This is a genomic window from Muribaculum gordoncarteri (assembly GCF_004803695.1).
GTDB lineage: Bacteria > Bacteroidota > Bacteroidia > Bacteroidales > Muribaculaceae > Muribaculum > Muribaculum gordoncarteri.
Genome location: NZ_CP039393.1, coordinates 1,975,751 through 1,996,525 on the forward strand (window position 1 = coordinate 1,975,751; position 20,775 = coordinate 1,996,525).

A 20,775-nucleotide genomic window follows, 5' to 3' on the forward strand; every position below is an offset into this window, starting at 1 on the left:
TCGAAGACGACGATTAATGATTCCTGATGTAGTCCACGATCCATGCACCCACTTCACGTGTACCGTAACGGCGGCCCGACTCGTTGATGTCGGGGGTGGTTACGCCCTTCTCAAGCGACGCGCCCACGGCTTCACGTATAATAGCGCCCTCGTTTTTGAGATCGAAGTACTCAAACAGCATTGCCACCGACAATATCTGGGCAAGCGGATTGGCGATATCCATTCCCTTAGCCTGAGGCCATGAACCATGGATAGGCTCAAACACCGGAGTACTCTCACCTGTCGAAGCCGAGGGAAGGAGTCCCATCGAGCCGGTGATAACCGAACCCTCATCGGTGAGAATGTCGCCGAACGTATTCTCGGTAACCATGACATCGAAGAATCGCGGATCCTGGATAATGCGCATTGCGGCGTTGTCGACATACATGAAGTCGGTAGTCACCTCGGGATATTGCGGAGCCATCTCCTGCGCGATTTTGCGCCAAAGACGCGACGACGCAAGCACATTGGCCTTGTCGACCACCGTAAGATGACGACGACGCTTCATCGCGTAGTCAAATGCCACACGGAGTATGCGCTCAATCTCATGACGGCTGTAGGCGTTGGTGTCGTAAGCCTTGTCGTCGTCCTGATACTTTTCGCCGAAGTACATTCCGCCGGTAAGCTCGCGGATGCACACGAAGTCGGCGCCCTCCACTATCTCGGGACGCAAAGGCGACTTGTGAAGGAGCGAACTGAACGTTTCCACGGGACGGATATTGGCATAGAGGCCGAGCTTCTTCCTCATGGCAAGGAGTCCCTGCTCGGGGCGCACCTTAGCTGTAGGGTCGTTGTCGTACTTCAAGTCGCCTACAGCCGAGAAGAGCACAGCATCGGCACTCTTGCACAATTTATAGGTTTCCTCAGGAAACGGGTCGCCTACACTCTCTATTGCGGCCGCACCCACAACTCCGTACTGGAAATCAACACTGTGGCCAAACTTTTGGCACACTGCGGCCATAACATCAACACCCTGAATTGAAATCTCGGGGCCTATGCCGTCGCCCGGCAATACTGCTATATTGAAATTCATCTTTATTTATGTCGTGTGATTAATAGTTGTCGCGTTTGCTCTCCCATGCCACGATGTCGTCCTTGCGTGTCAACAGATAGTCGATGTCGTCAAGGCCGTGCATGAGGCAATGCTTCTTATATCCGTTTATCTCGAATGATTCGGAATTTCCGGTCGACAGATTGGTTATGGTCTGCGCCGGGAGATCGACTTTCACCTCGGCCTTGGGGTCGGCATTTACGGTATTGAACAACTCATTCAGGAAAGCCTCGCTCACCACTACGGGTAACACGAAGTTGTTCAACTCATTGTTCTTGTGAATGTCGGCGAAAAAGCTCGACACCACTACGCGGAATCCGTAGTCGTGGATGGCCCATGCCGCATGTTCACGGCTCGAACCGCAACCGAAGTTCTTTCCTGCAAGAAGAATACGGCCCGAATAGATGGGGTTGTTCAGGGGAAATCCGGCAATGGGATTGCCCTCAGAGTCAAATCGCCAGTCGCGGAACAGATTATCGCCGAAGCCCTCGCGCGATGTAACCTTAAGGAAACGTGCCGGAATTATCTGGTCGGTATCTATATTTTCCATCGGCAGTGGAACGCAGGTGGAAGTGATGACATCAAATTTCTCTTTCATAGCTCTTCCTCATTATTAAAGTTTGCGGGGATCGGTGATAACTCCTGTGATTGCCGCAGCGGCTGCCACAAGCGGTCCGGCGAGTACTGTTCGCGCACCGGGGCCCTGACGACCTTCAAAGTTTCGGTTGGAGGTCGACACGGCAAGTTTTCCTGCGGGCACCTTGTCGTCGTTCATTGCAAGGCAAGCCGAGCATCCGGGCTCGCGCAACTCAAATCCGGCATCGGCAAGCACGCGGTCGAGTCCTTCAGCCTTTATCTGCTTGAGCACAGACCATGAACCGGGCACGAGCCACGCCGTAACGTTGTCGGCCTTGCGGCGACCCTTTACTATTGATGCGAAAGCGCGGAAATCCTCAACGCGGCCGTTGGTACAGCTGCCGAGGAACACGTAATCGACCGGCACACCCTCCATCTTCTGTCCCACCTTGAACTCCATGTAGTCAAGCGACTTATTGTAGGAGAGCAGTCCGGCTTCGTCGTCACCGTCGTAGGCCGGAATCGTTTCCGAAATTCCCATGCCCATTCCGGGATTGGTACCGAAGGTTATGCGGGGCTCTATATCGGCGGCATCAAACACCACTTCATTGTCAAATGCGGCATCGTCGTCGCTGCGCAACGTGCGCCAATAGGCCACGGCCTTGTCCCAGGCCTCGCCCTTAGGAGCATATTCGCGCCCCTTTATATACTCGAATGTAGTGTCGTCGGGGGCTATCATGCCGCCACGGGCACCCATCTCGATCGAGAGGTTGCACAATGTCATGCGACCCTCCATCGACAGGTTGCGCACTGCCTCGCCGGCATATTCCACAAAATAACCTGTGGCACCGCCGGTGGTCATCTTCGAGATGATGTAGAGGGCCATGTCCTTTGCAGTCACCCCGTCACGAAGCTTTCCGTTGACGGTTATTCGCATTGTCTTGGGCTTGGGCTGAAGGATGCACTGCGAGGCAAGCACCATCTCCACCTCGCTTGTTCCGATGCCGAATGCCACGGCTCCAAATGCGCCGTGGGTCGATGTGTGGCTGTCGCCGCACACTATAGTGTAGCCGGGAAGCGTAAGTCCGTTCTCCGGGCCTATCACATGTATGATTCCATTCTTGGGATGACAGAGTCCGAACAATGTTAGCCCGAATTCATCGGCATTACGCAAAAGAGTTTCAACCTGCTTGCGCGAAACGGGGTCGGCAATGGGCTGATCCTGGTGCATAGTGGGCACATTGTGGTCGGGCGAGCATATCGTACGCTCGGGTCGGAACACCTTCAATCCACGACGGCGAAGTCCGTCAAATGCCTGCGGTGTCGTCACTTCATGACAGTAGTGCCTGTCGATATAAAGCTGTGTCGAGCCACCTTCAATGACATTCACCGCATGGGCGTCCCAAACCTTGTCAAATAAAGTACGGGCCATATATCAGTCGTTATTGTGATTCGTTTTTATCAGTGTACAATTTTGTTTATCGCGTCGATGAAGGCCTCGGCACTTGCTGCTATGATGTCGGTGTTGGCCGAGAATCCGTAGTAGCTTACGCCCTCGTGCTCCACCGTCATGTGCACCTTGCCTATATCGTTGCTGCCCTTGTTGATTGCCTGAATGAGGAACTCCTTGACGAGCATGCGGCGATGTATTATCTGCTTTATGGCGGTTATGGCGGCGTCAACGGGGCCGTTGCCCGAGGCACAAGCCTCAAACTTTTCACCGGCGATGTCCAATCCCACCGAAGCAACCGACTTGACACCAACGCCCGATGTAACCTGAAGGAAGTCGAGCTTCAGTCGGTGAGAAGCCTTGTGGTGTTCGCCGGCAAGCATCATCACATCGTCGTCGTTGATCTCCTTCTTGCGGTCGGCCAGGCGAAGGAATCCTTCGTAAGCCTTGTCGAGCGCCTCCTTGCTAAGCTCGATGCCGAGCACGTGCAGGCGGTGCTTCAAAGCGGCACGACCCGAACGCGCTGTAAGCACGATTGAGTTCTCGTCGACTCCCACTTCCTTGGGATCGATGATTTCATAGCTCTCGCGATTCTTGAGCACGCCGTCCTGATGGATGCCCGAGCTGTGGGCAAATGCGTTGCGTCCCACGATAGCCTTGTTGGGCTGAACAGGCATGTTCATCAAGCTTGACACCATGCGGCTTATGCCACACAGCTTGGTGGTGTTGATGTTGGTCGTTATGTCGAGCTCCTTGTGGGAACGGAATATCATTGCCACCTCCTCAAGCGAAGTGTTGCCGGCGCGTTCGCCGATACCGTTAATGGTAACCTCGGCCTGACGGGCGCCGTTGGTTATACCCGATATGGTGTTGGCGGTAGCCATGCCCAGGTCGTTGTGACAGTGGGTGGCGATGGTGACGCGGTGAATGCCGTCGACATGCTCCATGAGATACTTGATCTTCTCGCCAAACTCCCACGGCAGGCAGTAACCCGTAGTGTCGGGAATGTTGACCACGGTCGCTCCGGCCTTTATGACGGCCTCGACAACACGTGCAAGATACTCGTTATCGGTGCGTCCGGCATCCTCGGCATAGAACTGGACATCCTCGACAAAGCGCTTGGCATACTTGACACAACCTATGGCACGTTCAAGTATCTCTTCGCGATTGGAGTTGAATTTATATTTAATGTGGTAATCCGATGTTCCGATTCCGGTGTGAATGCGCTTGCGCTTGGCATACTGCAACGCATCGGCTGCGACCTTTATGTCGTTCTCAACCGCACGTGTCAGCGCACATATAGTGGGCCATGTCACCGATTTTGAAATTTCAACCACCGAATTGAAGTCACCCGGACTCGATACAGGGAAACCGGCTTCAATTACATCCACGCCAAGCTCCTCAAGGGCCTTGGCAACCTCGATTTTCTCGACAGTGTTCAATTGACATCCCGGCACTTGCTCTCCGTCACGCAAAGTAGTGTCGAAGATAAACAGTCTATCGCTCATATATTAATTCTTGTTTTATTCTGAAAAAGTTTTGCAAAATTAGCACCATTATGCGACATAATCAAGCAAATACCGAACATTCGCACCATTTCCGCTATAAATTGCAATATTTAATGTCATTTTCCTTACGATTTGTTCACGGCAGCGTTATTTTAGCCAACGCAGCATATCCTTGAACGAAACCTTGCGGCCATACATCAATATGCCTATGCGGTAAATGCGTGACGCGAGGTAGACAAGGAGCAGCGCGGTGCCATAGAGCAATCCGAGGCTCAGCACAATCTGCCATGCGGGAACTTCGTAGGGCAGCCTTATCATCATCACAATCGGCGATGTAAACGGAATGAGCGAGCACACAACTCCGAGCTGACCGTCGGGGTTCTCCATGCACGACTGCCCCACAACCATTGCGATTATTATTATCATCATCACCGGCATGGTGTACTGATTGGCGTCGCTCTGCTGGTCGACAGCCGAGCCGAATGCGGCAAACAGCGATGCGTAGAGCAAGTATCCGCCAATGAAGTAGAGGACGAAGATGCCTATCAGTCTTACCCAGTTCACACCCATTATAGCCTGGATTATCTCGGAGGCTTCGCCCTGAGGCACATCAGGTATAGCACCGGCCGTCATGTCGGTAGCCGAGAACGCGCTTCCTATGCCAAGCACAAGCGACACGATGCTCACAAGCACAACCCACACTGCTATCTGGGTCAATCCCACCAATGCCACACCGAGTATCTTGCCGAGCATCAACTCTATTGGACGGCATGAGCTTACGATCACCTCAACGATGCGGTTGGTCTTCTCCTCAACCACCGAACCCATGATCATGGCTCCGTACATGAGTACAAACATATAGGTCATGAAGGCCAGTATCAGTCCCGTAATCAACGCTATCTCGCTCGATGACACCGACTCCTCGCCGTCCTCGTTCCAAGTGTGGCTCTTGACATTAACATTGACCTTGCAGGCCGATATTATATTGTTGAGCTCGGGTATGTTGTACGATGCTATGCGGTTGTCGGTCATGCTTGCGTTAAGACACTCCTCGATGCGCTCGGAGAGCGACATCTTTATGGGCTTCTCGGAGTAGACATTGACCGTAGTCATTGAATCGACATTGGCCGGAATCACAAGGAAAGCGTATATGTCGCCGTCGGCCTTGTCAAACTCACCCTTCATCGACCCGATTTCCATGTCGGGCATCACCTTGAAAGTGTAGTCCTCGTTGTCCTCAAACACGTTGCCATACTGTCCGCTGCGGTCAACTACCGCCACAAGCCGGGCATCCGACTTGTTGAACTCGGAAAGTATTATGGGGACGGCCATGAAAGCTATCATTATTATGGGAACGAGTATTGTCGTCACGATAAACGACTTCTTTGCAACAATCGACAAATACTCATGTTGCATCACTAAAAACAATCTATTTCTGTCCATCGCCTTGTGTTACTGTTTCGATAAAAATTTCATTCATTGTGGGTAATAGCTCGTCGAAGCCGAGAAGCGTGTATTCACGGTTGAGCTGGTCGACCACCTCACGCATAGTCACTCCGGGCTTTAGGCGTATCACGGCCACACTGCCCGACATGGGGTGCTTCTCTATCGACTCCAGGCTGTAGAGGCTCTCATTGGGAGCAAGTACAGGCTCGGCGATATGCAACGTAAACAGATTTTTCTTAAACTGCTGGCGTATTTCATGTACATTGCCCTGAAGCACCACCTTGGCGTTGTTGATAAGCGTTATGTCGTCACACACCTCCTCAACCGATGCCATGTTGTGGGTCGAGAAGAGTATAGTGGCGCCGTCGCGGTGCAGATTAAGAATCTCACGCTTCAGCTGCTCGGTGTTGACCGGGTCAAATCCCGAGAAGGGCTCGTCGAGAATCAGCAACCGGGGCGAGTGTACAACCGTGGAGATGAACTGCACCTTCTGGGCCATACCCTTGGACAATGTTTCAATCTTGCGGTTGCTCCACTCGGTAAGCTCAAAGCGTTCAAGCCAACGGAGGGCCGATGTGCGGGCATCGTTCTTCGACATGCCCTTCAGTCGTCCGAGATACACAATCTGGTCGAGCACCTTCATCTTCTTGTAAAGGCCTCGCTCCTCGGGCAGATAACCGATGTGACGCACTTCCGAAGCGGTCAACGGCTTTCCGGCAAGATATACTTCCCCGCTGTCGGGGCGGGTTATGTGGTTTAAAATTCGTATCAACGATGTCTTTCCTGCACCGTTGGGGCCAAGCAGTCCGTAGACTTGACCTTCGCCAACATCAAGTGTGACATGATCAAGAGCGCGATGACCGTCATACTGCTTGACCACATCCTTTACTTCAATAAAATTCATATTATCTATAACAAAATTACTTTTTTAATTCAAGACAGCTCCAACGCTCAAGCACTGTGTGACCCACATATTCCAGGCCATGCTTGCGGGCCTCGTCAAGCACGATCGCAATGTCGTCCTCATAGAATCCGCTCAGCAGCATCGTGCCGTCTTCCTTCAGGCGGGAGGCGTAGACTTGGAGGTCGCCCACGATTATGTTGCGGTTGATATTTGCAAGAAACAGGTCGACAGGCTCCACACCGGCGAGAGCCGAAGCATCGCCGAGCACTACATTGATTTCAGGGTGATGGTTCAACGACACGTTTTCGACGGCATTGACATGAGCAAACTCATCAATCTCTATAGCCGTCACTGGGCCGGCTCCGCGCATGGCGGCGAGAATGGCAAGGATGCCTGTGCCGGTGCCCATGTCGATTACCGAACGCCCCTCAAGAGGCAACTCGAGAAGACGGCGTATTATCAACGTGGTGGTCTGATGATGTCCCGTGCCGAAAGCCATTTTGGGGTCGATTACAATGTCATAGGGCATTGACGGGATATCGGCGTGAAACGAACTGTGGATCACGCACTTTCCATCGACAGTTATAGGCTTGAAATAGTTCTTTTCCCACTCCTGGTTCCAGTCACGCCCCTCAACGGTTTCACATTTCACCGTGACCGATGTGTCAAACGGCAGCTCGGCCGTCACTTCGTCAAGCACTTTCCTGTCAAAATCCTCAAGCTTTATGTAAGCGGTCATTCCGCACTCGTCGGGTACAAAGCTCTCATAACCATGTTCACACAACAACGCCGCCATGACATCGGTCATGGTTTCGTTACAAGGCGACATGTCGATGCGTACCTCGGTGTAATCATTCATTGCAAGTCAAAAATTTTTCCTGATTGATAATATTGGTGTCTATTTCTTGTGAAAGAATCGATATATCTTATGTATCTGCTTCCCGGCCTGAAATGCAAGCAGTGCATAGTCGAGCACTGAAAAGCCCGTCGACAGTTTCTTGAACAGATTTCCCGTTGATGACGTCATGGCCGCACTGCGGGTGTACATCTGCGAGGTCTTCGACATTATGCGTTCCTTCTCAACCTCGATTCTCACGTGATTGAGCGCACGCTGATAGCGCAACTCTTCGAGCGAGAAGCCCTGCCAGCCTTCGGTTTCGTTGTTGATATTCAAATTAGACTTCATGGCTTTTCAATCTCTTTGTTTTTAAAATCGGTGGGTGGAGTGAGAAACAGTCGCGACAGGAACCGCGCGATGGGATTGACAAACAGCGTGGTGCGCAGTAAAACAGCCACAACGCCAAGCAGTATATAGAATCCGCCGACAATCAAGAAGCACCAGGCGATGGGCAGCACCGACGCAAGCAGATAAACCACGGCTATCGAACAGAAAAACAGCGCACAGGCCGCAAGGATGAGAAGCACCACCGCCAGCACTCCGCTCGAGAGCAGCACCGTGGTCTTTTCGGTCGATATAAGCTTCAGGTTCTCGGCATATAGTCGGGCCAGCCTCATGGCATTGGCCAGTGTCGTCTTCAATTCTTCATTTTTATCGCCCATAATCAATAGTTGAAATTACATAGAGCGACATCGGCACACCTTGTCAGACGAGCCGATGCCGCTTATAAATTATTGAAATCTCGGCACTTCTATGACGGTTAGTCGTCAAGGTCGCGCGTAAGCTGTTCTACAAGTTCGTCTACATCGCTTTCGCTGCATATTATACCCTTGCTGCGAAGGAGTTCAACGATGCGCTTGCGCAGGTCGGCACCCTTTTCGGGAGCAAAAAGCAATGCGGCTCCGGCGCCTACAATGGCTCCGCCGAGAAATGCATATAGTATTCCAAGATTGTTGTTCATTGTTCTATTCAGTAAAGTATGTTATTAATTACTTGCCAATTTCTTCAACGATTTCGTCAGCGAGTTCTTCCATCTTGCTCTTGTGAAGCTTGATGCCCTTGCTCTTCAGGAACTCCATGATGTTGTCGCGTGTGGTGTCACCTTTTTCGGGAGCGAGAAGTAATCCTACTGTTGCACCGGCGATTGCACCGCCTATTACTGCTAAAACGATGTGTAATGGTTTCATTTTATTGATTATTTATTTGTTGATAATAGTATAACTATAGTAGTAACACTTAAAACCGAAAAAAGTAGCATCGACAGGTAAAAATTTTTACCCGAGTGTCACAGCAGTCCGTCAAAGTAGTCGTTGAAAAATTCCAGCTGATAGTCGGTAAGCTCGTTCCAGTACTTGCTGTCGTGTACTCCCGGACTGTCGATGAAGTGGTGCTTCACTCCGGCCTTTTTCAACGCTTTATGAAACTCCTCGTTGACTTCAAAGAAGAAGTCGTCGATTCCGCATGATATGATGATTGCCAGATTGGCCTTGGCGAAGTCGTCGATGTGGTTGGGCAATGCGTATTGCTCCCACCGCTCGGGAAACTTCGACTTCGGCCCTATGGCGTCATTCATGTTCCAGTTGTTGGGGAACGGTCTTATGTCGACTCCCCCGCTAAGGCTGCCCACGGCTCCGAATGTGTCGGGGTGACGCATCGCCAGCCACAATGCACCCTGGCCGCCCATGCTGTAGCCGGTTATCGCGCGCTTGTCACGTGACGGCAGCGTGGGGAAATTATCGTCGATATACTTCACGAGCTCCTTGGCGGTGAACGTTTCATATTGAAGGGCCGGATTCACGGGGCTGTCCCAATACCAGCTGTTCTCTCCGCTCGGAATCACGATTATCATGTCACGCTCATCGGCTATGCGCTTGATTTCGGGCTTTACACCGAGCCAGTTGTCACAGCCTCCGCCCCACCCGTGCAGCAGATACACCACGGGATGACGGCCTTCGGAGTCGGGTGTGATTACATTTACATCCACGTTTTTACCCATGACACGGCTCGGCACGCTCACCTTGCGCAATGTCGACGCACACATTCCGGGAATTATGGTCAGTAATAACAGAAGGGTCAGATATTTCCTCATTGTTTAAGATTGGTTTATTGCAAATTTAAATATAATATTCCACACTATACCAATAATTATACGTAAGTTTGTACAAAATTTTAATGGTATATGGCCACAAGCTTCCTCCAGATTGACAATCTCACTAAAAGTTACGGCGACAGGATGCTGTTTGACGGCGTCACGTTTGGCGTATATGAAGGCGACAAGATAGGCGTTATCGCAAAAAACGGAACGGGAAAATCGACACTGCTCAACATCATAGCCGGCATTGAAAGCGCCGACTCGGGCGATGTCACATTCCGCAACGGACTCAAGGTGGGTATTCTGGAGCAGACGCCGCGCTTCGCTCCCGGATCGTCGATTATGGACGCATGCCTGCTCGGCGACAACGCGATGTGTCACGCAATCGCCGAATACGAAACCGCTCTGCTGTCGGGCGACAACGACAGGCTCAACGAGGCAATACACGACATGGACGCCGCATCGGCATGGGACTACGAGGACAAGATGAAGCAGCTCCTCGGCCAACTGAATCTGCACGACATAACGGCGTCGACCGACAATCTTTCGGGCGGACAGGCCAAGAGAGTGGCTCTCGCCCGCGTGATTCTCGGCGAACCCGATCTTATAATCCTCGACGAGCCCACCAACCACCTCGACATCGAGATAATCGAGTGGCTTGAAAACTATCTGACACGCTCACGCGTGACATTGCTGATGGTGACCCACGACCGCTATTTCCTCGACCGTGTGTGCAACAAGATAATCGAAATCGACCGTCAGCAGATATTCACCTACGAAGGCAACTACGACTACTACCTGCGACGCCGACAGGAACGCATCGATGCCATAACATCGGAGATGGCAAAGGTGAAAAACACCCTGCGCAAGGAGCAGGAGTGGATGCGCCGACAGCCTCAGGCACGCGCCGGCAAGGCCAAGTATCGAATCGACGCATTCTACGACCTGAAGAAGCGCTCGCATGTCGACCTGTCGGACGACAACGTTGAGCTTAACGTGAAGTCATCCTACATCGGCTCGAAGATATTTGAGGCAAGGGGCATAAACAAGCGGTTTGGCGACAAGGTGATTCTCGATGATTTCAACTACACATTCGCACGTTACGAAAAGCTTGGAATAATAGGCCACAACGGAGCCGGAAAATCGACATTCATCAAGATGCTGCAAGGCATAGTGCCGGCCGACAGCGGCGAGTGGAACGTTGGCGAAACCGTGCGATTCGGCTACTACAGCCAGGAGGGCATCGAGTTTGACGACAACAAGCGCGTCATCGACGCCATCACCGAGATAGCCGAGGACATCGTGGTGAACGGCGATGTGCGTTACACCCCGATGCAGTTTCTCACCCACTTCCTCTTCTCGCCTACCGACCAGCAGAAGTATATCCACACCCTCAGCGGCGGCGAACGCGCCCGCCTTCACCTTGCGGCTGTGTTGATGAGGTCGCCCAACTTCCTGATACTCGACGAGCCTACCAACGACCTCGACATCATGACCCTCGGTATCCTCGAGGATTACCTCGCCAAGTTCAAGGGATGCCTGATCGTAGTGAGTCACGACCGATTCTTCCTCGACAGCATAGTCGACCACCTATTTGTGTTTGAAGGCGACGGTGCAATCAAGGACTTCCCCGGAGGCTACACCGACTATCGCACATGGCTCAATGCACAGCCCAAGCCTCAGGCCGAGGCCGAAAAGCAGGCAGCCAAAACTGTGCGCGAACGCCCCCGACGCAGCTCCGACAACCGCATGAGCTACAAGGAGATGCGCGAGTTTGAGGCTTTAACCGATGAAATAGAAAAGCTTAACACCGAGAAGGCTGCGCTCGACGCAGTGTTCAACAGCGGCGAGGTGGTCGACGACATTATTGAAAAGTCGGCACGATATGAAGAGATAAAGGCTTTGCTCGATGAGAAGGAGATGCGCTGGCTCGAACTCTCGGAGAAGGATCAGTAACGTGACGCATCAATGACGGCCGCGCCGTTCACGCAGTATCACATAAAGAATTACCGGGGCTCCCACAAGCGGCGTGACGGCGTTTATGGGAAGTATTGTGCTTTCAGGCAACACGCACACAAGATTGCACCCGAGTGCCACGATTGCGCCTGAAATCAAGGTGGCCGGCATCAGCACCCGGTGATTGTCGGTGCGGAATACCAATCGGGCTATGTGAGGCACGGCAAGGCCGATGAATGATATAGGCCCGCAATAGGCGGTGATGACGGCTGTAAGCAATCCGGTGGCAAGTAAAAGGAGGTTGCGCACACGACGCATGCTTATGCCGAGATTACGCGCATAGTTGGAGCCAAGGAGTATTATGTTCAACGGTTTTATGAGCAGGAGAGCCATCACTATGCCCGCCAGCGTCATCAGGGCGAACAGCGGCAACCGACTCAACGACACACCGTTGAAATTGCCCATTCCCCACATCACATAGCTGTGCACACCGTCGGCCGACGACATGTAGTTGAGCAGCGATATTACCGACGAGGTCATGTAGCCCACCATTATACCGGTTATGAGCAGCATCAGGTCGTTCTTAAGCCATGATGAGAACAGAAGCAGAAGCCCCATGATGAGCATACTGCCAGCAAATGCCGCCGCCATGACCGCAACGTAACCGCCCACCGAATAGCCGCCGGCACTTATCGTTCCGCCAAGAAACAGCATCACGATTGCAACTCCGAGGCTTGCGCCCGAATTGATACCGAGAATCGACGGGCCGGCAAGCGGATTGCGGAATGCTGTCTGCAGCATAAGTCCCGACACGGCCAGTCCGGCACCGGCAAGAAGCGCTGTGACAGCCTGTGGCAACCTGCTGCCCGTTACAATGAATCGCGCGGCACCATAATCACCGTCATGCCCCAGAAGTATATCCGTGACATCGGCTGCCGATATTGCCACCGAACCGAAGTAAAGGTTCATCACAAACAGCAGCAGAAGAGTGACAGTGAGTATTATAAACCGCATGACATCGTCTATTTTATGATTGAGAAATAGTGAGGCCAATCAGGATTGGTCAGCGACAGTTCGGGATGAATCACGCGCATCAGGTCGTTAAGCAGCCAGTGAGGATGAAACGGAACCTCCTCATAGTAGTGGCTGTAGTTGGTGTTACATCCATAGACCACTCCGCGTTTCCACGGCTCAAACTGCGAGTATATCGCATCGTCGGCGCTCAGCGAAGCGAGCGTCATGTCATCGGCCTGATTGTAACGAAGTATCCAGATGTCGGCATCCTGAGCGCCGGCAAGCACCTGCTCGGGCGACAGTGCGATGCTGCCCGACCGATTCTCATTGACTGAAAATGGATTGGCACCACCGGCATCGTTGAGGTAATGCGTCACGATGGAATTTACGCCCGGCACATACCACGCCTGGCCATACTTCTTGTCCATCATGACCTTGGGTCGGTGAGCAATAGAGTCAACCGCGCTCTTCAATGAGTTGTAGCTGTGTTCGGTTTCGTTGAACAGCTTTTCGGCTTCGTCGTAACGGCCGTAAAGCATTCCGTAGAACTTCATCCACTCGGCGCGACCGAGCGGAGTCGTTTCCATGTAGTCGGCACACTCGATCAAGGGTATTCCGAGCTGTTCAATCTTCCCGTAACCTCCCGAATTTTCGTAAGGCGACAACAATATCGCCTGGGGATGCAGCTCGATAATGCGTTCGATGTTGGGCGACATTCCGCTGCCGCAATCGGCGATAATGCCCGAGTCGATGCGCTCGGCAAGCCGCGGCGTATAGATGTACTGGGCGTCACACACGCCCGTTATGGCGTCGTCGGCTCCCAACTCGCTTATGAGGCTGCTGTGAACCGATGAATACACAAGCGAACTCTCAAGAGGTGTGCGCACGACAGTCCCCTCGGGCAGGTCGGAAGGCATCTCCATGTCCGAAGGCACCAGTATATATGTGTGCAACACCTTGGTGGTGTCCCACGGGTTACGCACCACAGCCACCGTGTAGTCGCCGGCATCCTTCAGCGTTATGTTTTCGGCATAACGTAACGGCACATCGGGCAACGCCTCAACAATGACATTCTTGCCTCCGCCGCTACAAGCGGCAAGAAGCAAGAATGAAAAACAATATAAAAACTTTAATAATCCGGTCATCAATTATCAGTTGAAGAATACGGCAGCCTTGGGATTCTGGCCTCCGCAATCAAATTTCTCTACAAAAGTACCATCTTTTTTGAAACGGTACACATTTCCGTTGCTTTTGTTGTAGAAAGTGGTAGCGATGTAGATGTCACCGTTTCCGGGATTAACCGAAATCATCGAGATACTTGTCGACAAAAGTTCGGCGGGAGCATCCTTCAAGAACGATGTGCTGTTCATAGTTCCGGTCTTCACGTTATAGGACGAGAAGGTGTTGACAGTCGACAACACATCGGGCCAGTTTGAGTAGTCGGTGCGTGAGTCAAGCAGGTAGACAACGCCGTCATTTGCAGCCATTTCAGTTGCATAACCGATGCGCGACACCTTGTTGCCGTTTTTCGGGTCAATCATCTGAAGCACATAGCTTTCAGCCGAGTAGTCCCATGAAATGAGGAACACCTTGTCATCTTCCTCAACCAGCTGGTTGGGATTCTGCGTCACCTCGATGCTCTCCTTTACTTTGAAGGTGTTAAGATCGATGACAATGACATTGTTCAGGTAGATGAAATTGCCGTCGACTATCTCGTAGGAGTTTGACACATAGAGCATGTCGTCACACACTGCCATGTTCTCAAGATTCTTGCCTATATTGGTGAGCTTGGACTCAATCTTCATGGTCGATGCGTTTATCTTGGCAACGATACCTCCATAGAACGAAGCGTATATGTAACCGTCCTCGGCGGCTATGGAGCGCACACCGCCCTTCAGCTCCGGATCGGCCGAGAACATTGTGCGGCCATCCTCGACGCAAGCGGCATTAACTCTCGAAAGATAGTTGGAGCCGTGTACGGCTATGAACACCTTGCCTTCATACTCTATCATGGCTTGTCCTGTATCGCCAAGACGGGCACCGTTCTGCTTGTAAAATATGTCGTCGATTATTTCACCGTCGTGATTGGGAGCGTAGAACTCAATTCCCGAGTTGTTCTCCGACTGAGTGCCCTGATTCATGATATAGGCGCGTGACTTCGGAAGCACGAGCTTCGAGCCGTCATCGTTCCAATCGTCGTCATCGTCACTGCTGCAAGAAGTAAATGCGGTTGCCATTGCAAGCACACCGAGCATACTCAAAAATAATTTTTTTGCTTTCATAAGGTTATTACGTTAAGTTGATTGTTATACTCTATCAAAATTTGAACGTACCTGTCACGCGCCATGACCGTCCGGGCATGGGATAGTACTTTATGACATCATATTGCTTGTCGGTGAGGTTTATTATTTCGCCCTGCAGGTCAAGGCTGTACCCGCGGAAGAGGAATTCATGCGACACGGTGAGGGTGTGCTCGGCATATCCGTCAATCTTATTCACGGGAATGTTCTGCGACAGGCAGTAACGCTTGCCCACCCCCACTATCGAATAGCCCACATCGACCCAGGGCATGTCGATGACAGCCGACACATTGCCGCTGTGCCTGGGAGTATAAGGCAGCTGATGCTTGTAGCTCTTTGAGTCGGGATCGGTAAGGTCGACAGCCTTCTGGAACGTGTAGGCTCCCGAAAGCGTCAGCTGCACCTTGCGGCTTAACGAGAATGCCGAAGCGAGCGTGATGTCGACTCCCGTCACATGCACCTTGCCGTAGTTGGCCATTGTCCATGCATAGGTTGTGGGGAAGGCAACAATCTTGTCGGTTACGTTATTGAAATATCCGTCGACGGTAAACGAGAGATAATCCATGAACGATGCCGGCAGAATGCTCCATGTCACACCTATATTATATTCATCGGCCTTCTCGGGACGCAGCTTGCGATTGCCGAGGCGATAGTAGTAGAGGTCGTTGAACGTGGGGGTGCGGAACGTGCTCTTGTACATTGCCCTGAAATAGAGCTGCTCGTCACGCCAAGGCTGCACACTCACCGACACTCCGGGCGAGAGCCGGCTCAGGTCGTCGGGCTTTTTACCCGATTTAACCCTTTCGTTGATGTAGGTTCCGAGCAACACTCCGTTGACGGTGAGCCCATTGCGGCGGTAACGCACATTGAGCGCGGTCAGTGAGGTGTAACGCGTAGGAAACGGACATTCGGGCATAGTGCTGTGGAGAGTGTTTATGGCGGCATCCTGTGCCAATGCAATCTGAAGGGGCTGCACGGGACGATACACGGCCGAAGCCGTCACGTAGTACTCGTTCTGGCGATGTGTCGCCGAATATACTCCGTCGGAATACTGCGGTCCGAGGTCACGGTCGCGGTTCCATCCGTAATTATACTTGGCCTGAGCCTGAAAGTTCCACTTGTCGGAAAACTCCTTTCGGTATTTCACCTGAACGAATGCGTTCTTGTCCCACAACGTTTCATCGGAAACGGGATTATACAATGTCACGGGCCCGGGCAATCCTCGCTTGGAGTAATAGTAGTAACCCTTTACCTGCAAGTTGCTGCTGTCGGCAAATGTGTGATACAGATTGCCTTCGCCGTGCCATGATGTTATCGCTGAATTGTTGCGTCGCTCCTCGGTGACATACTTTCCGTTGACAAGCCTGAAGGGATAGTTGCCGTCGGCTCTCATGTAATCGCCTTCGAGCGAAGTGACGGTGTTTTCGCCCAACTTCTGCCACCAACGCACTGCGGGAGTAATGTAGCCGAACGAGCCGCCCTTTATCTTCACCTGAAATGCCGACTTGTCGTCGCCGTCAAATACGGGCCGCTGGGTAACGATGCTCAGCACTCCGGCCGAAGCATAGAGCTTCGCGGGCTGTAGCAGATCCTCGTTCTGCCCGATGGCGAGCGACAGCATCGACACATTGTCGAGCGAAAAACGCCCTATGTCAATCTGTCCCGCCTGACAATTGCTTACAGGCGCTCCGTCGTAACTCACTCCGGTGTGGGCCGCACCCATGTTACGCACCGACACCGTCTTCAATCCTCCCACTCCGCCATAGTCACGCACATTGGCACCGGCAAAGCGTCGCACGGCGTCGGCCATGTTCTGGACACCCAGCCGGGTAAGCTCCGTTCCTGAAAGCGTCTGCACGGGGGCCGCCGTAGAAACCTTTATGGGAGAGCGTCGCGCCTCTATGACAACATCGTCAATGCGCTGCATCGTTATGGAGTCATCGGACACCGGTGCAACAGTAGCCTCCGCATTCAACGAATGCAGAACCATGCACACAAACAACGGCATGAAACACCGTGACTTCTTTAAGGTCAATTGCATTAAAAAGATAAATATGTGTTCTCTCGTCCTCGAAAGAGAATCATTACACAATGTGCAATTGGCAGGTCTTCGGACTTATTCCTGTCATCGGACGCCTTCCCAAAGCCGAAATAAGAGCTTCAGTGGCTCAAGATACCGATGCATTGCCGGAAATTACCGCAGCGGGACTGTCCGGGATTCTCACCCGTGTTCCCTTTTTATCGCAGCGCGCAGACAACGCGACAGCGAACCAATGCGAGCGCAAATTTATAACTTTTCCGCTAACTGTGCAAAAAAATCAAGGGCATCGAATTAATTCAACACCCTTGATTTCAAATAATTTATGGATTTACAGCCACTTATGCAAGCGAAGCTATAACCGATTTTATGTCCTGAGCCAGAGCATCGGCCTTCTCCATGGTCGACGCCTCGGAATAGATGCGTATTATAGGTTCGGTATTGGACTTGCGCAGATGAACCCAGCTGTCGGGGAAGTCAATCTTCACACCGTCGATGTCGGTTATCGTTTCGGAAGCGTAACGCTTCTTTACAGCCTCGAGTATTGCGTCGACATCAATGTCGGGGGTAAGCTGTATCTTATTCTTTGCTATGGCATATTCGGGATAGGTAGCCTTGAGCTCCGATACCTTCTTGCCGCTCTTGGCCAGCAGAGTGAGGAACAGAGCCACACCCACCAGTGCGTCACGGCCATAGTGGGATGCGGGATATATGACTCCGCCGTTACCTTCACCGCCTATCACGGCTCCGGTTTCCTTCATCTTTGTCACTACATTGACCTCGCCCACAGCAGCGGCCGAATATTCACAGCCGTGTCGACGGGTGACATCACGCAATGCGCGTGACGAGCTGAGGTTGGAAACAGTCGAGCCGGGAGTGTGGCTAAGCACATAGTCGGCCACGGCAACGAGAGTGTACTCCTCGACAAACATCTCACCGTTTTCCATCACGATTGCAAGACGGTCGACATCAGGATCGACAACAAAGCCTACATCGGCCTTACCGTCACGCATGAGGTCGGCAATCTGAGTGAGGTTTTCAGGGATGGGCTCGGGAGTGTGAGCAAACTTTCCTGTAGCCTCGCAATTCAGCTCAATGATGTTCTTCACACCGAGGACACGAAGCAACTGCGGAATAACGATGCCGCCCACCGAGTTGACAGCGTCGACAGCCACCGTGAAGTCGGCCTTGGCAATAGCATCGACATCAACGAGGTCAAGCGCAAGCACCGAGTCAATGTGACGACGATTGTAGGTTTCATTGCTATATACATGACCGAGAGCATCCACTTCGGCAAACGAATAGCCGTCGGCCTCGGCAATTGCAAGCACCTCCTTGCCCTGAGCGTCATTCAGGAACTCACCGTTCTCATTCAACAGCTTGAGGGCATTCCACTGCTTGGGGTTGTGCGAAGCGGTTATGATGATACCTCCGCAGGCCTTCTCCATGACTACGGCAAGCTCGGTGGTAGGGGTTGATGCAAGTCCGATGTTGACTACATCGAAGCCCATGCCGGTAAGAGTTGCTGTCACGAGGTCGCTGACCATCGGGCCTGAAAGGCGTGCGTCACGGCCAACAACTATCGTGCGTGACTTGCGAGTAGTGCTACCGCTTATGAAACGTGCGTAAGCAGCCGTAAACTTCACAATGTCGAGCGGACTCAAACCTTCGCCGGGACGGCCGCCGATTGTTCCGCGTATACCTGAAATTGATTTGATTAGCGACATGATTATATGTTTAGATTCAAAAAAGCGTTTACTATGCGTTAAATCTTGCTCTTGTAGTAGCGCACATTATAGAGATAAGGAATCACCGAAGCAATCTCATCGGTCAAGCCGTAGGCCGAACGCACAACGATGTTCACCTCGCAGCCGTAGCCGAGATAGTTCAAAGGCATCTGAAGCGCCTGCCCCCATGCCGACGAGCTTGAAGTGTGGAAATTGAGATAGCGGAACGATGCGTTGTTGTTGACATTCTCGGAGTTGTTCAACTCCTTTTCTAACTCGCCCGTGGCGGCATAAGTGTGAAGATTGTAACGCATAAAGCGGAAATATACCAGGTCGTCGGCCTTGGCACGGTTTTTCATGTCACCGCGATTGATAACCTGCATATACACCGAGCCGTCCTCGTCCATACGATAATAAGGAGCGTCCTTACCCACCTCAAACACTGAATCGGCAGGAACCGATCCAACTACGCGCTGATCGGCAAGAAATGCATTTATTGACTTGGTTTCTTTGTTAAGTCCGTCGGAATAGCTTTCATGATCGCTACATCCTATTGCCGAGAGGGCTATGAGCACTCCTGAAAACAATGAGATGAAAAAATTGCGAGTTATTTTCATATTTATTTCAAATTATATATAGTTTCAATTAAATCAATCGTGCAAATATCGGTCGTTTTCGGCAAGTGACGACATGAACACCTCAACCGCCTCATCGAGAGTGCCTTCAAACTCCCCTCCCGCGGCATTGACATGGCCTCCGCCGTTGAAATACTTCTCACACAGCTTGTTGACAGGGAAATCGCCCTTGCTGCGTGACGACACCTTTATATAACGCTTGTCGTCGCGCAAGAACACCGAGTAGGTCACCTCGGGTATAGCCAAAGGCACGTTTACAAGTCCCTCGGTGTCTCCCTTCTGATAGTCATAGTCGTCAAGCTCCTTCTGGGTCAATGTAATCAGCGCGGCCTTATGCTCGGGGAATATCTGCATCTTCGTTCCCACGGCATATCCGTTAAGGCGCAATGTCGACACTGTCTTGGTGTCCATTACACGCTTGTATATATCGTCCTTGTTGATTCCTTTGCGGATAAGCTCGGCAATCACCACATAGAGGTCGGGGTCGTTGGAGTTATAGGAGAAGTTGCCTGTGTCGGTCATCATGCCCGTATAGATGCACATCGCAGCCTTGCGGTCAATGAGGTTGAACAGCTCAAGACGGCACAAAAGCCTGAACATCAGGATGGCAGTCGACGACTGGTCGGGATGCGATATTATGACATCGGCAAAATCCTCGGGGTCCTGGTGATGGTCCACAAGCACTTTAGGAGCCGATGATGACGCAAGATCGTCGCGCATGTGGTCGACACGATACAACGAGTTGAAGTCGAGGCAGAATATAAGGTCGGCATCGCACAGCAACTGGCGTGCGAAGTCGGTATATTTTGAATAGGGCACAATATCCTTTGCTCCGGGAAGGAAGCGCAGAATCTGCGGCGGAATATCGGGCGTGACAACACGTGCCTCCTTGCCGATGGCCGCGAGAACGTGCATAAGTCCGAGCGACGAACCGATAGCGTCGCCGTCGGGCGACATGTGACATGTAATCACTATGCGTTCACTGCGGCCAAGCAGCTCACGCACAGCCTTAACCTTGGATTCTTGAATTATTTGTCGTAACATGCAAGAATGGCTTTCATAATTTTAAGGTGCAAATATACTCAAAACACTCGACATACACCACCAAAATTATACAAATACCGACTATTGTCAAGTGAAT

At 51.9% G+C, this 20,775-nt stretch carries 20 protein-coding genes and 1 riboswitch; of the genes, 1 reads left to right on the forward strand and 19 read right to left on the reverse strand.

All coding sequences use genetic code 11. The features are described from left to right. Positions 1-13: 13 nt before the first annotated feature. The 12 genes from leuB to E7746_RS08810 form a co-directional block, all read right to left on the reverse strand. Positions 14-1,072 carry a 3-isopropylmalate dehydrogenase gene (gene leuB, locus E7746_RS08755; RefSeq protein WP_123396443.1) on the reverse strand — a complete coding sequence of 353 codons (1,059 nt, stop codon included), beginning with the start codon at positions 1,070-1,072 and terminating at the stop codon, positions 14-16. Positions 1,073-1,091: 19 nt separating this feature from the next. After that, the gene (leuD, locus tag E7746_RS08760) at positions 1,092-1,688 is read right to left on the reverse strand and encodes a 3-isopropylmalate dehydratase small subunit (RefSeq protein WP_136410561.1); all 597 of its coding nucleotides are present in this window, start codon (positions 1,686-1,688) and stop codon (positions 1,092-1,094) included. A 15-nt stretch (positions 1,689-1,703) separates the two neighbouring features. Beyond that, positions 1,704-3,098, reverse strand: a complete 1,395-nt coding sequence (gene leuC, locus E7746_RS08765; RefSeq protein ID WP_123396441.1) for a 3-isopropylmalate dehydratase large subunit — start codon at positions 3,096-3,098, stop codon at positions 1,704-1,706. Between the two features lie 29 nt (positions 3,099-3,127). Then, positions 3,128-4,624, reverse strand: coding sequence for a 2-isopropylmalate synthase (locus E7746_RS08770; RefSeq protein ID WP_123396440.1), 1,497 nt, complete (start codon positions 4,622-4,624; stop codon positions 3,128-3,130). A 147-nt stretch (positions 4,625-4,771) separates the two neighbouring features. Beyond that, positions 4,772-6,067 carry an ABC transporter permease gene (locus E7746_RS08775; RefSeq protein ID WP_123396439.1) on the reverse strand — a complete coding sequence of 432 codons (1,296 nt, stop codon included), beginning with the start codon at positions 6,065-6,067 and terminating at the stop codon, positions 4,772-4,774. After that, positions 6,054-6,974 carry an ABC transporter ATP-binding protein gene (locus E7746_RS08780; protein ID WP_136410562.1) on the reverse strand — a complete coding sequence of 307 codons (921 nt, stop codon included), beginning with the start codon at positions 6,972-6,974 and terminating at the stop codon, positions 6,054-6,056. Before E7746_RS08780 ends, E7746_RS08775 begins: the two co-directional genes overlap by 14 nt. 16 nt (positions 6,975-6,990) lie before the next feature. Next, the gene (gene prmA, locus E7746_RS08785; protein ID WP_136410563.1) at positions 6,991-7,833 is read right to left on the reverse strand and encodes a 50S ribosomal protein L11 methyltransferase; all 843 of its coding nucleotides are present in this window, start codon (positions 7,831-7,833) and stop codon (positions 6,991-6,993) included. A 39-nt stretch (positions 7,834-7,872) separates the two neighbouring features. Beyond that, complete coding sequence (locus tag E7746_RS08790; RefSeq protein WP_136410564.1) at positions 7,873-8,160, reverse strand: hypothetical protein; 288 nt, start codon at positions 8,158-8,160, stop codon at positions 7,873-7,875. Then, a complete protein-coding gene (locus E7746_RS08795) occupies positions 8,157-8,534 on the reverse strand; it encodes a phage holin family protein (protein ID WP_136410565.1) in 378 nt (125 codons plus the stop codon). The genes E7746_RS08790 and E7746_RS08795 overlap by 4 nt, the downstream gene beginning before the upstream one ends. Positions 8,535-8,632: 98 nt before the next feature. Beyond that, positions 8,633-8,833, reverse strand: coding sequence for a YtxH domain-containing protein (locus E7746_RS08800; RefSeq protein ID WP_123396434.1), 201 nt, complete (start codon positions 8,831-8,833; stop codon positions 8,633-8,635). A 28-nt stretch (positions 8,834-8,861) separates the two neighbouring features. Then, positions 8,862-9,059, reverse strand: coding sequence for a YtxH domain-containing protein (locus E7746_RS08805; protein WP_123396433.1), 198 nt, complete (start codon positions 9,057-9,059; stop codon positions 8,862-8,864). A gap of 98 nt (positions 9,060-9,157) precedes the next feature. Beyond that, entirely contained in the window at positions 9,158-9,961 is an 804-nt protein-coding gene (locus tag E7746_RS08810; RefSeq protein ID WP_136410566.1) for an alpha/beta hydrolase, read from the reverse strand. A gap of 90 nt (positions 9,962-10,051) precedes the next feature. Between E7746_RS08810 and E7746_RS08815 the strand changes: the two genes are divergently transcribed. Continuing rightward, entirely contained in the window at positions 10,052-11,920 is a 1,869-nt protein-coding gene (locus tag E7746_RS08815; protein ID WP_136410567.1) for an ABC-F family ATP-binding cassette domain-containing protein, read from the forward strand. 9 nt (positions 11,921-11,929) lie between these two features. Here the strand turns inward: E7746_RS08815 and E7746_RS08820 are convergent, their stop codons facing one another. The 7 genes from E7746_RS08820 to E7746_RS08850 all read right to left on the reverse strand — a co-directional run bounded on the left by E7746_RS08820 (position 11,930) and on the right by E7746_RS08850 (position 20,678). Then, entirely contained in the window at positions 11,930-12,934 is a 1,005-nt protein-coding gene (locus E7746_RS08820) for an iron ABC transporter permease (RefSeq protein WP_123396430.1), read from the reverse strand. Between the two features lie 8 nt (positions 12,935-12,942). After that, positions 12,943-14,079 (reverse strand): ABC transporter substrate-binding protein, encoded by a 1,137-nt coding sequence (locus E7746_RS08825; protein ID WP_136410568.1) that lies wholly within the window; start codon positions 14,077-14,079, stop codon positions 12,943-12,945. Positions 14,080-14,085: 6 nt separating this feature from the next. Then, the gene (locus E7746_RS08830; protein WP_136410569.1) at positions 14,086-15,216 is read right to left on the reverse strand and encodes a YncE family protein; all 1,131 of its coding nucleotides are present in this window, start codon (positions 15,214-15,216) and stop codon (positions 14,086-14,088) included. 34 nt (positions 15,217-15,250) lie between these two features. Beyond that, a complete protein-coding gene (locus E7746_RS08835) occupies positions 15,251-17,275 on the reverse strand; it encodes a TonB-dependent receptor plug domain-containing protein (protein ID WP_370640280.1) in 2,025 nt (674 codons plus the stop codon). Positions 17,276-17,318: 43 nt separating this feature from the next. Further along, positions 17,319-17,524, reverse strand: a riboswitch (cobalamin riboswitch). A gap of 89 nt (positions 17,525-17,613) precedes the next feature. Beyond that, positions 17,614-18,999: a phosphoglucosamine mutase gene (gene glmM, locus E7746_RS08840; RefSeq protein ID WP_136410570.1), complete on the reverse strand. Its 1,386-nt coding sequence runs from the start codon at positions 18,997-18,999 to the stop codon at positions 17,614-17,616. Between the two features lie 38 nt (positions 19,000-19,037). Continuing rightward, positions 19,038-19,616, reverse strand: a complete 579-nt coding sequence (locus E7746_RS08845) for a DUF4827 family protein (protein ID WP_136410571.1) — start codon at positions 19,614-19,616, stop codon at positions 19,038-19,040. A 33-nt stretch (positions 19,617-19,649) separates the two neighbouring features. Continuing rightward, positions 19,650-20,678 carry a DHH family phosphoesterase gene (locus E7746_RS08850; protein ID WP_136410572.1) on the reverse strand — a complete coding sequence of 343 codons (1,029 nt, stop codon included), beginning with the start codon at positions 20,676-20,678 and terminating at the stop codon, positions 19,650-19,652. Positions 20,679-20,775 lie beyond the last annotated feature (97 nt).

Excerpts from the sequence above, each read along its gene's own strand:
- E7746_RS08805 (WP_123396433.1), bottom strand. The coding sequence starts at position 9,059 with ATGAAACCATTACACATCGTTTTAGCAGTAATAGGCGGTGCAATCGCC.
- E7746_RS08800 (WP_123396434.1), bottom strand. The coding sequence starts at position 8,833 with ATGAACAACAATCTTGGAATACTATATGCATTTCTCGGCGGAGCCATT.
- E7746_RS08835 (WP_370640280.1), bottom strand. The coding sequence starts at position 17,275 with ATGCAATTGACCTTAAAGAAGTCACGGTGTTTCATGCCGTTGTTTGTG.
- leuC (WP_123396441.1), bottom strand. The coding sequence starts at position 3,098 with ATGGCCCGTACTTTATTTGACAAGGTTTGGGACGCCCATGCGGTGAAT.
- leuB (WP_123396443.1), bottom strand. The coding sequence starts at position 1,072 with ATGAATTTCAATATAGCAGTATTGCCGGGCGACGGCATAGGCCCCGAG.
- E7746_RS08850 (WP_136410572.1), bottom strand. The coding sequence starts at position 20,678 with ATGTTACGACAAATAATTCAAGAATCCAAGGTTAAGGCTGTGCGTGAG.
- glmM (WP_136410570.1), bottom strand. The coding sequence starts at position 18,999 with ATGTCGCTAATCAAATCAATTTCAGGTATACGCGGAACAATCGGCGGC.
- E7746_RS08775 (WP_123396439.1), bottom strand. The coding sequence starts at position 6,067 with ATGGACAGAAATAGATTGTTTTTAGTGATGCAACATGAGTATTTGTCG.
- leuD (WP_136410561.1), bottom strand. The coding sequence starts at position 1,688 with ATGAAAGAGAAATTTGATGTCATCACTTCCACCTGCGTTCCACTGCCG.
- E7746_RS08810 (WP_136410566.1), bottom strand. The coding sequence starts at position 9,961 with ATGAGGAAATATCTGACCCTTCTGTTATTACTGACCATAATTCCCGGA.
- E7746_RS08815 (WP_136410567.1), top strand. The coding sequence starts at position 10,052 with ATGGCCACAAGCTTCCTCCAGATTGACAATCTCACTAAAAGTTACGGC.
- E7746_RS08795 (WP_136410565.1), bottom strand. The coding sequence starts at position 8,534 with ATGGGCGATAAAAATGAAGAATTGAAGACGACACTGGCCAATGCCATG.
- E7746_RS08770 (WP_123396440.1), bottom strand. The coding sequence starts at position 4,624 with ATGAGCGATAGACTGTTTATCTTCGACACTACTTTGCGTGACGGAGAG.
- E7746_RS08825 (WP_136410568.1), bottom strand. The coding sequence starts at position 14,079 with ATGACCGGATTATTAAAGTTTTTATATTGTTTTTCATTCTTGCTTCTT.
- E7746_RS08780 (WP_136410562.1), bottom strand. The coding sequence starts at position 6,974 with ATGAATTTTATTGAAGTAAAGGATGTGGTCAAGCAGTATGACGGTCAT.
- prmA (WP_136410563.1), bottom strand. The coding sequence starts at position 7,833 with ATGAATGATTACACCGAGGTACGCATCGACATGTCGCCTTGTAACGAA.
- E7746_RS08820 (WP_123396430.1), bottom strand. The coding sequence starts at position 12,934 with ATGCGGTTTATAATACTCACTGTCACTCTTCTGCTGCTGTTTGTGATG.
- E7746_RS08830 (WP_136410569.1), bottom strand. The coding sequence starts at position 15,216 with ATGAAAGCAAAAAAATTATTTTTGAGTATGCTCGGTGTGCTTGCAATG.
- E7746_RS08790 (WP_136410564.1), bottom strand. The coding sequence starts at position 8,160 with ATGAAGTCTAATTTGAATATCAACAACGAAACCGAAGGCTGGCAGGGC.
- E7746_RS08845 (WP_136410571.1), bottom strand. The coding sequence starts at position 19,616 with ATGAAAATAACTCGCAATTTTTTCATCTCATTGTTTTCAGGAGTGCTC.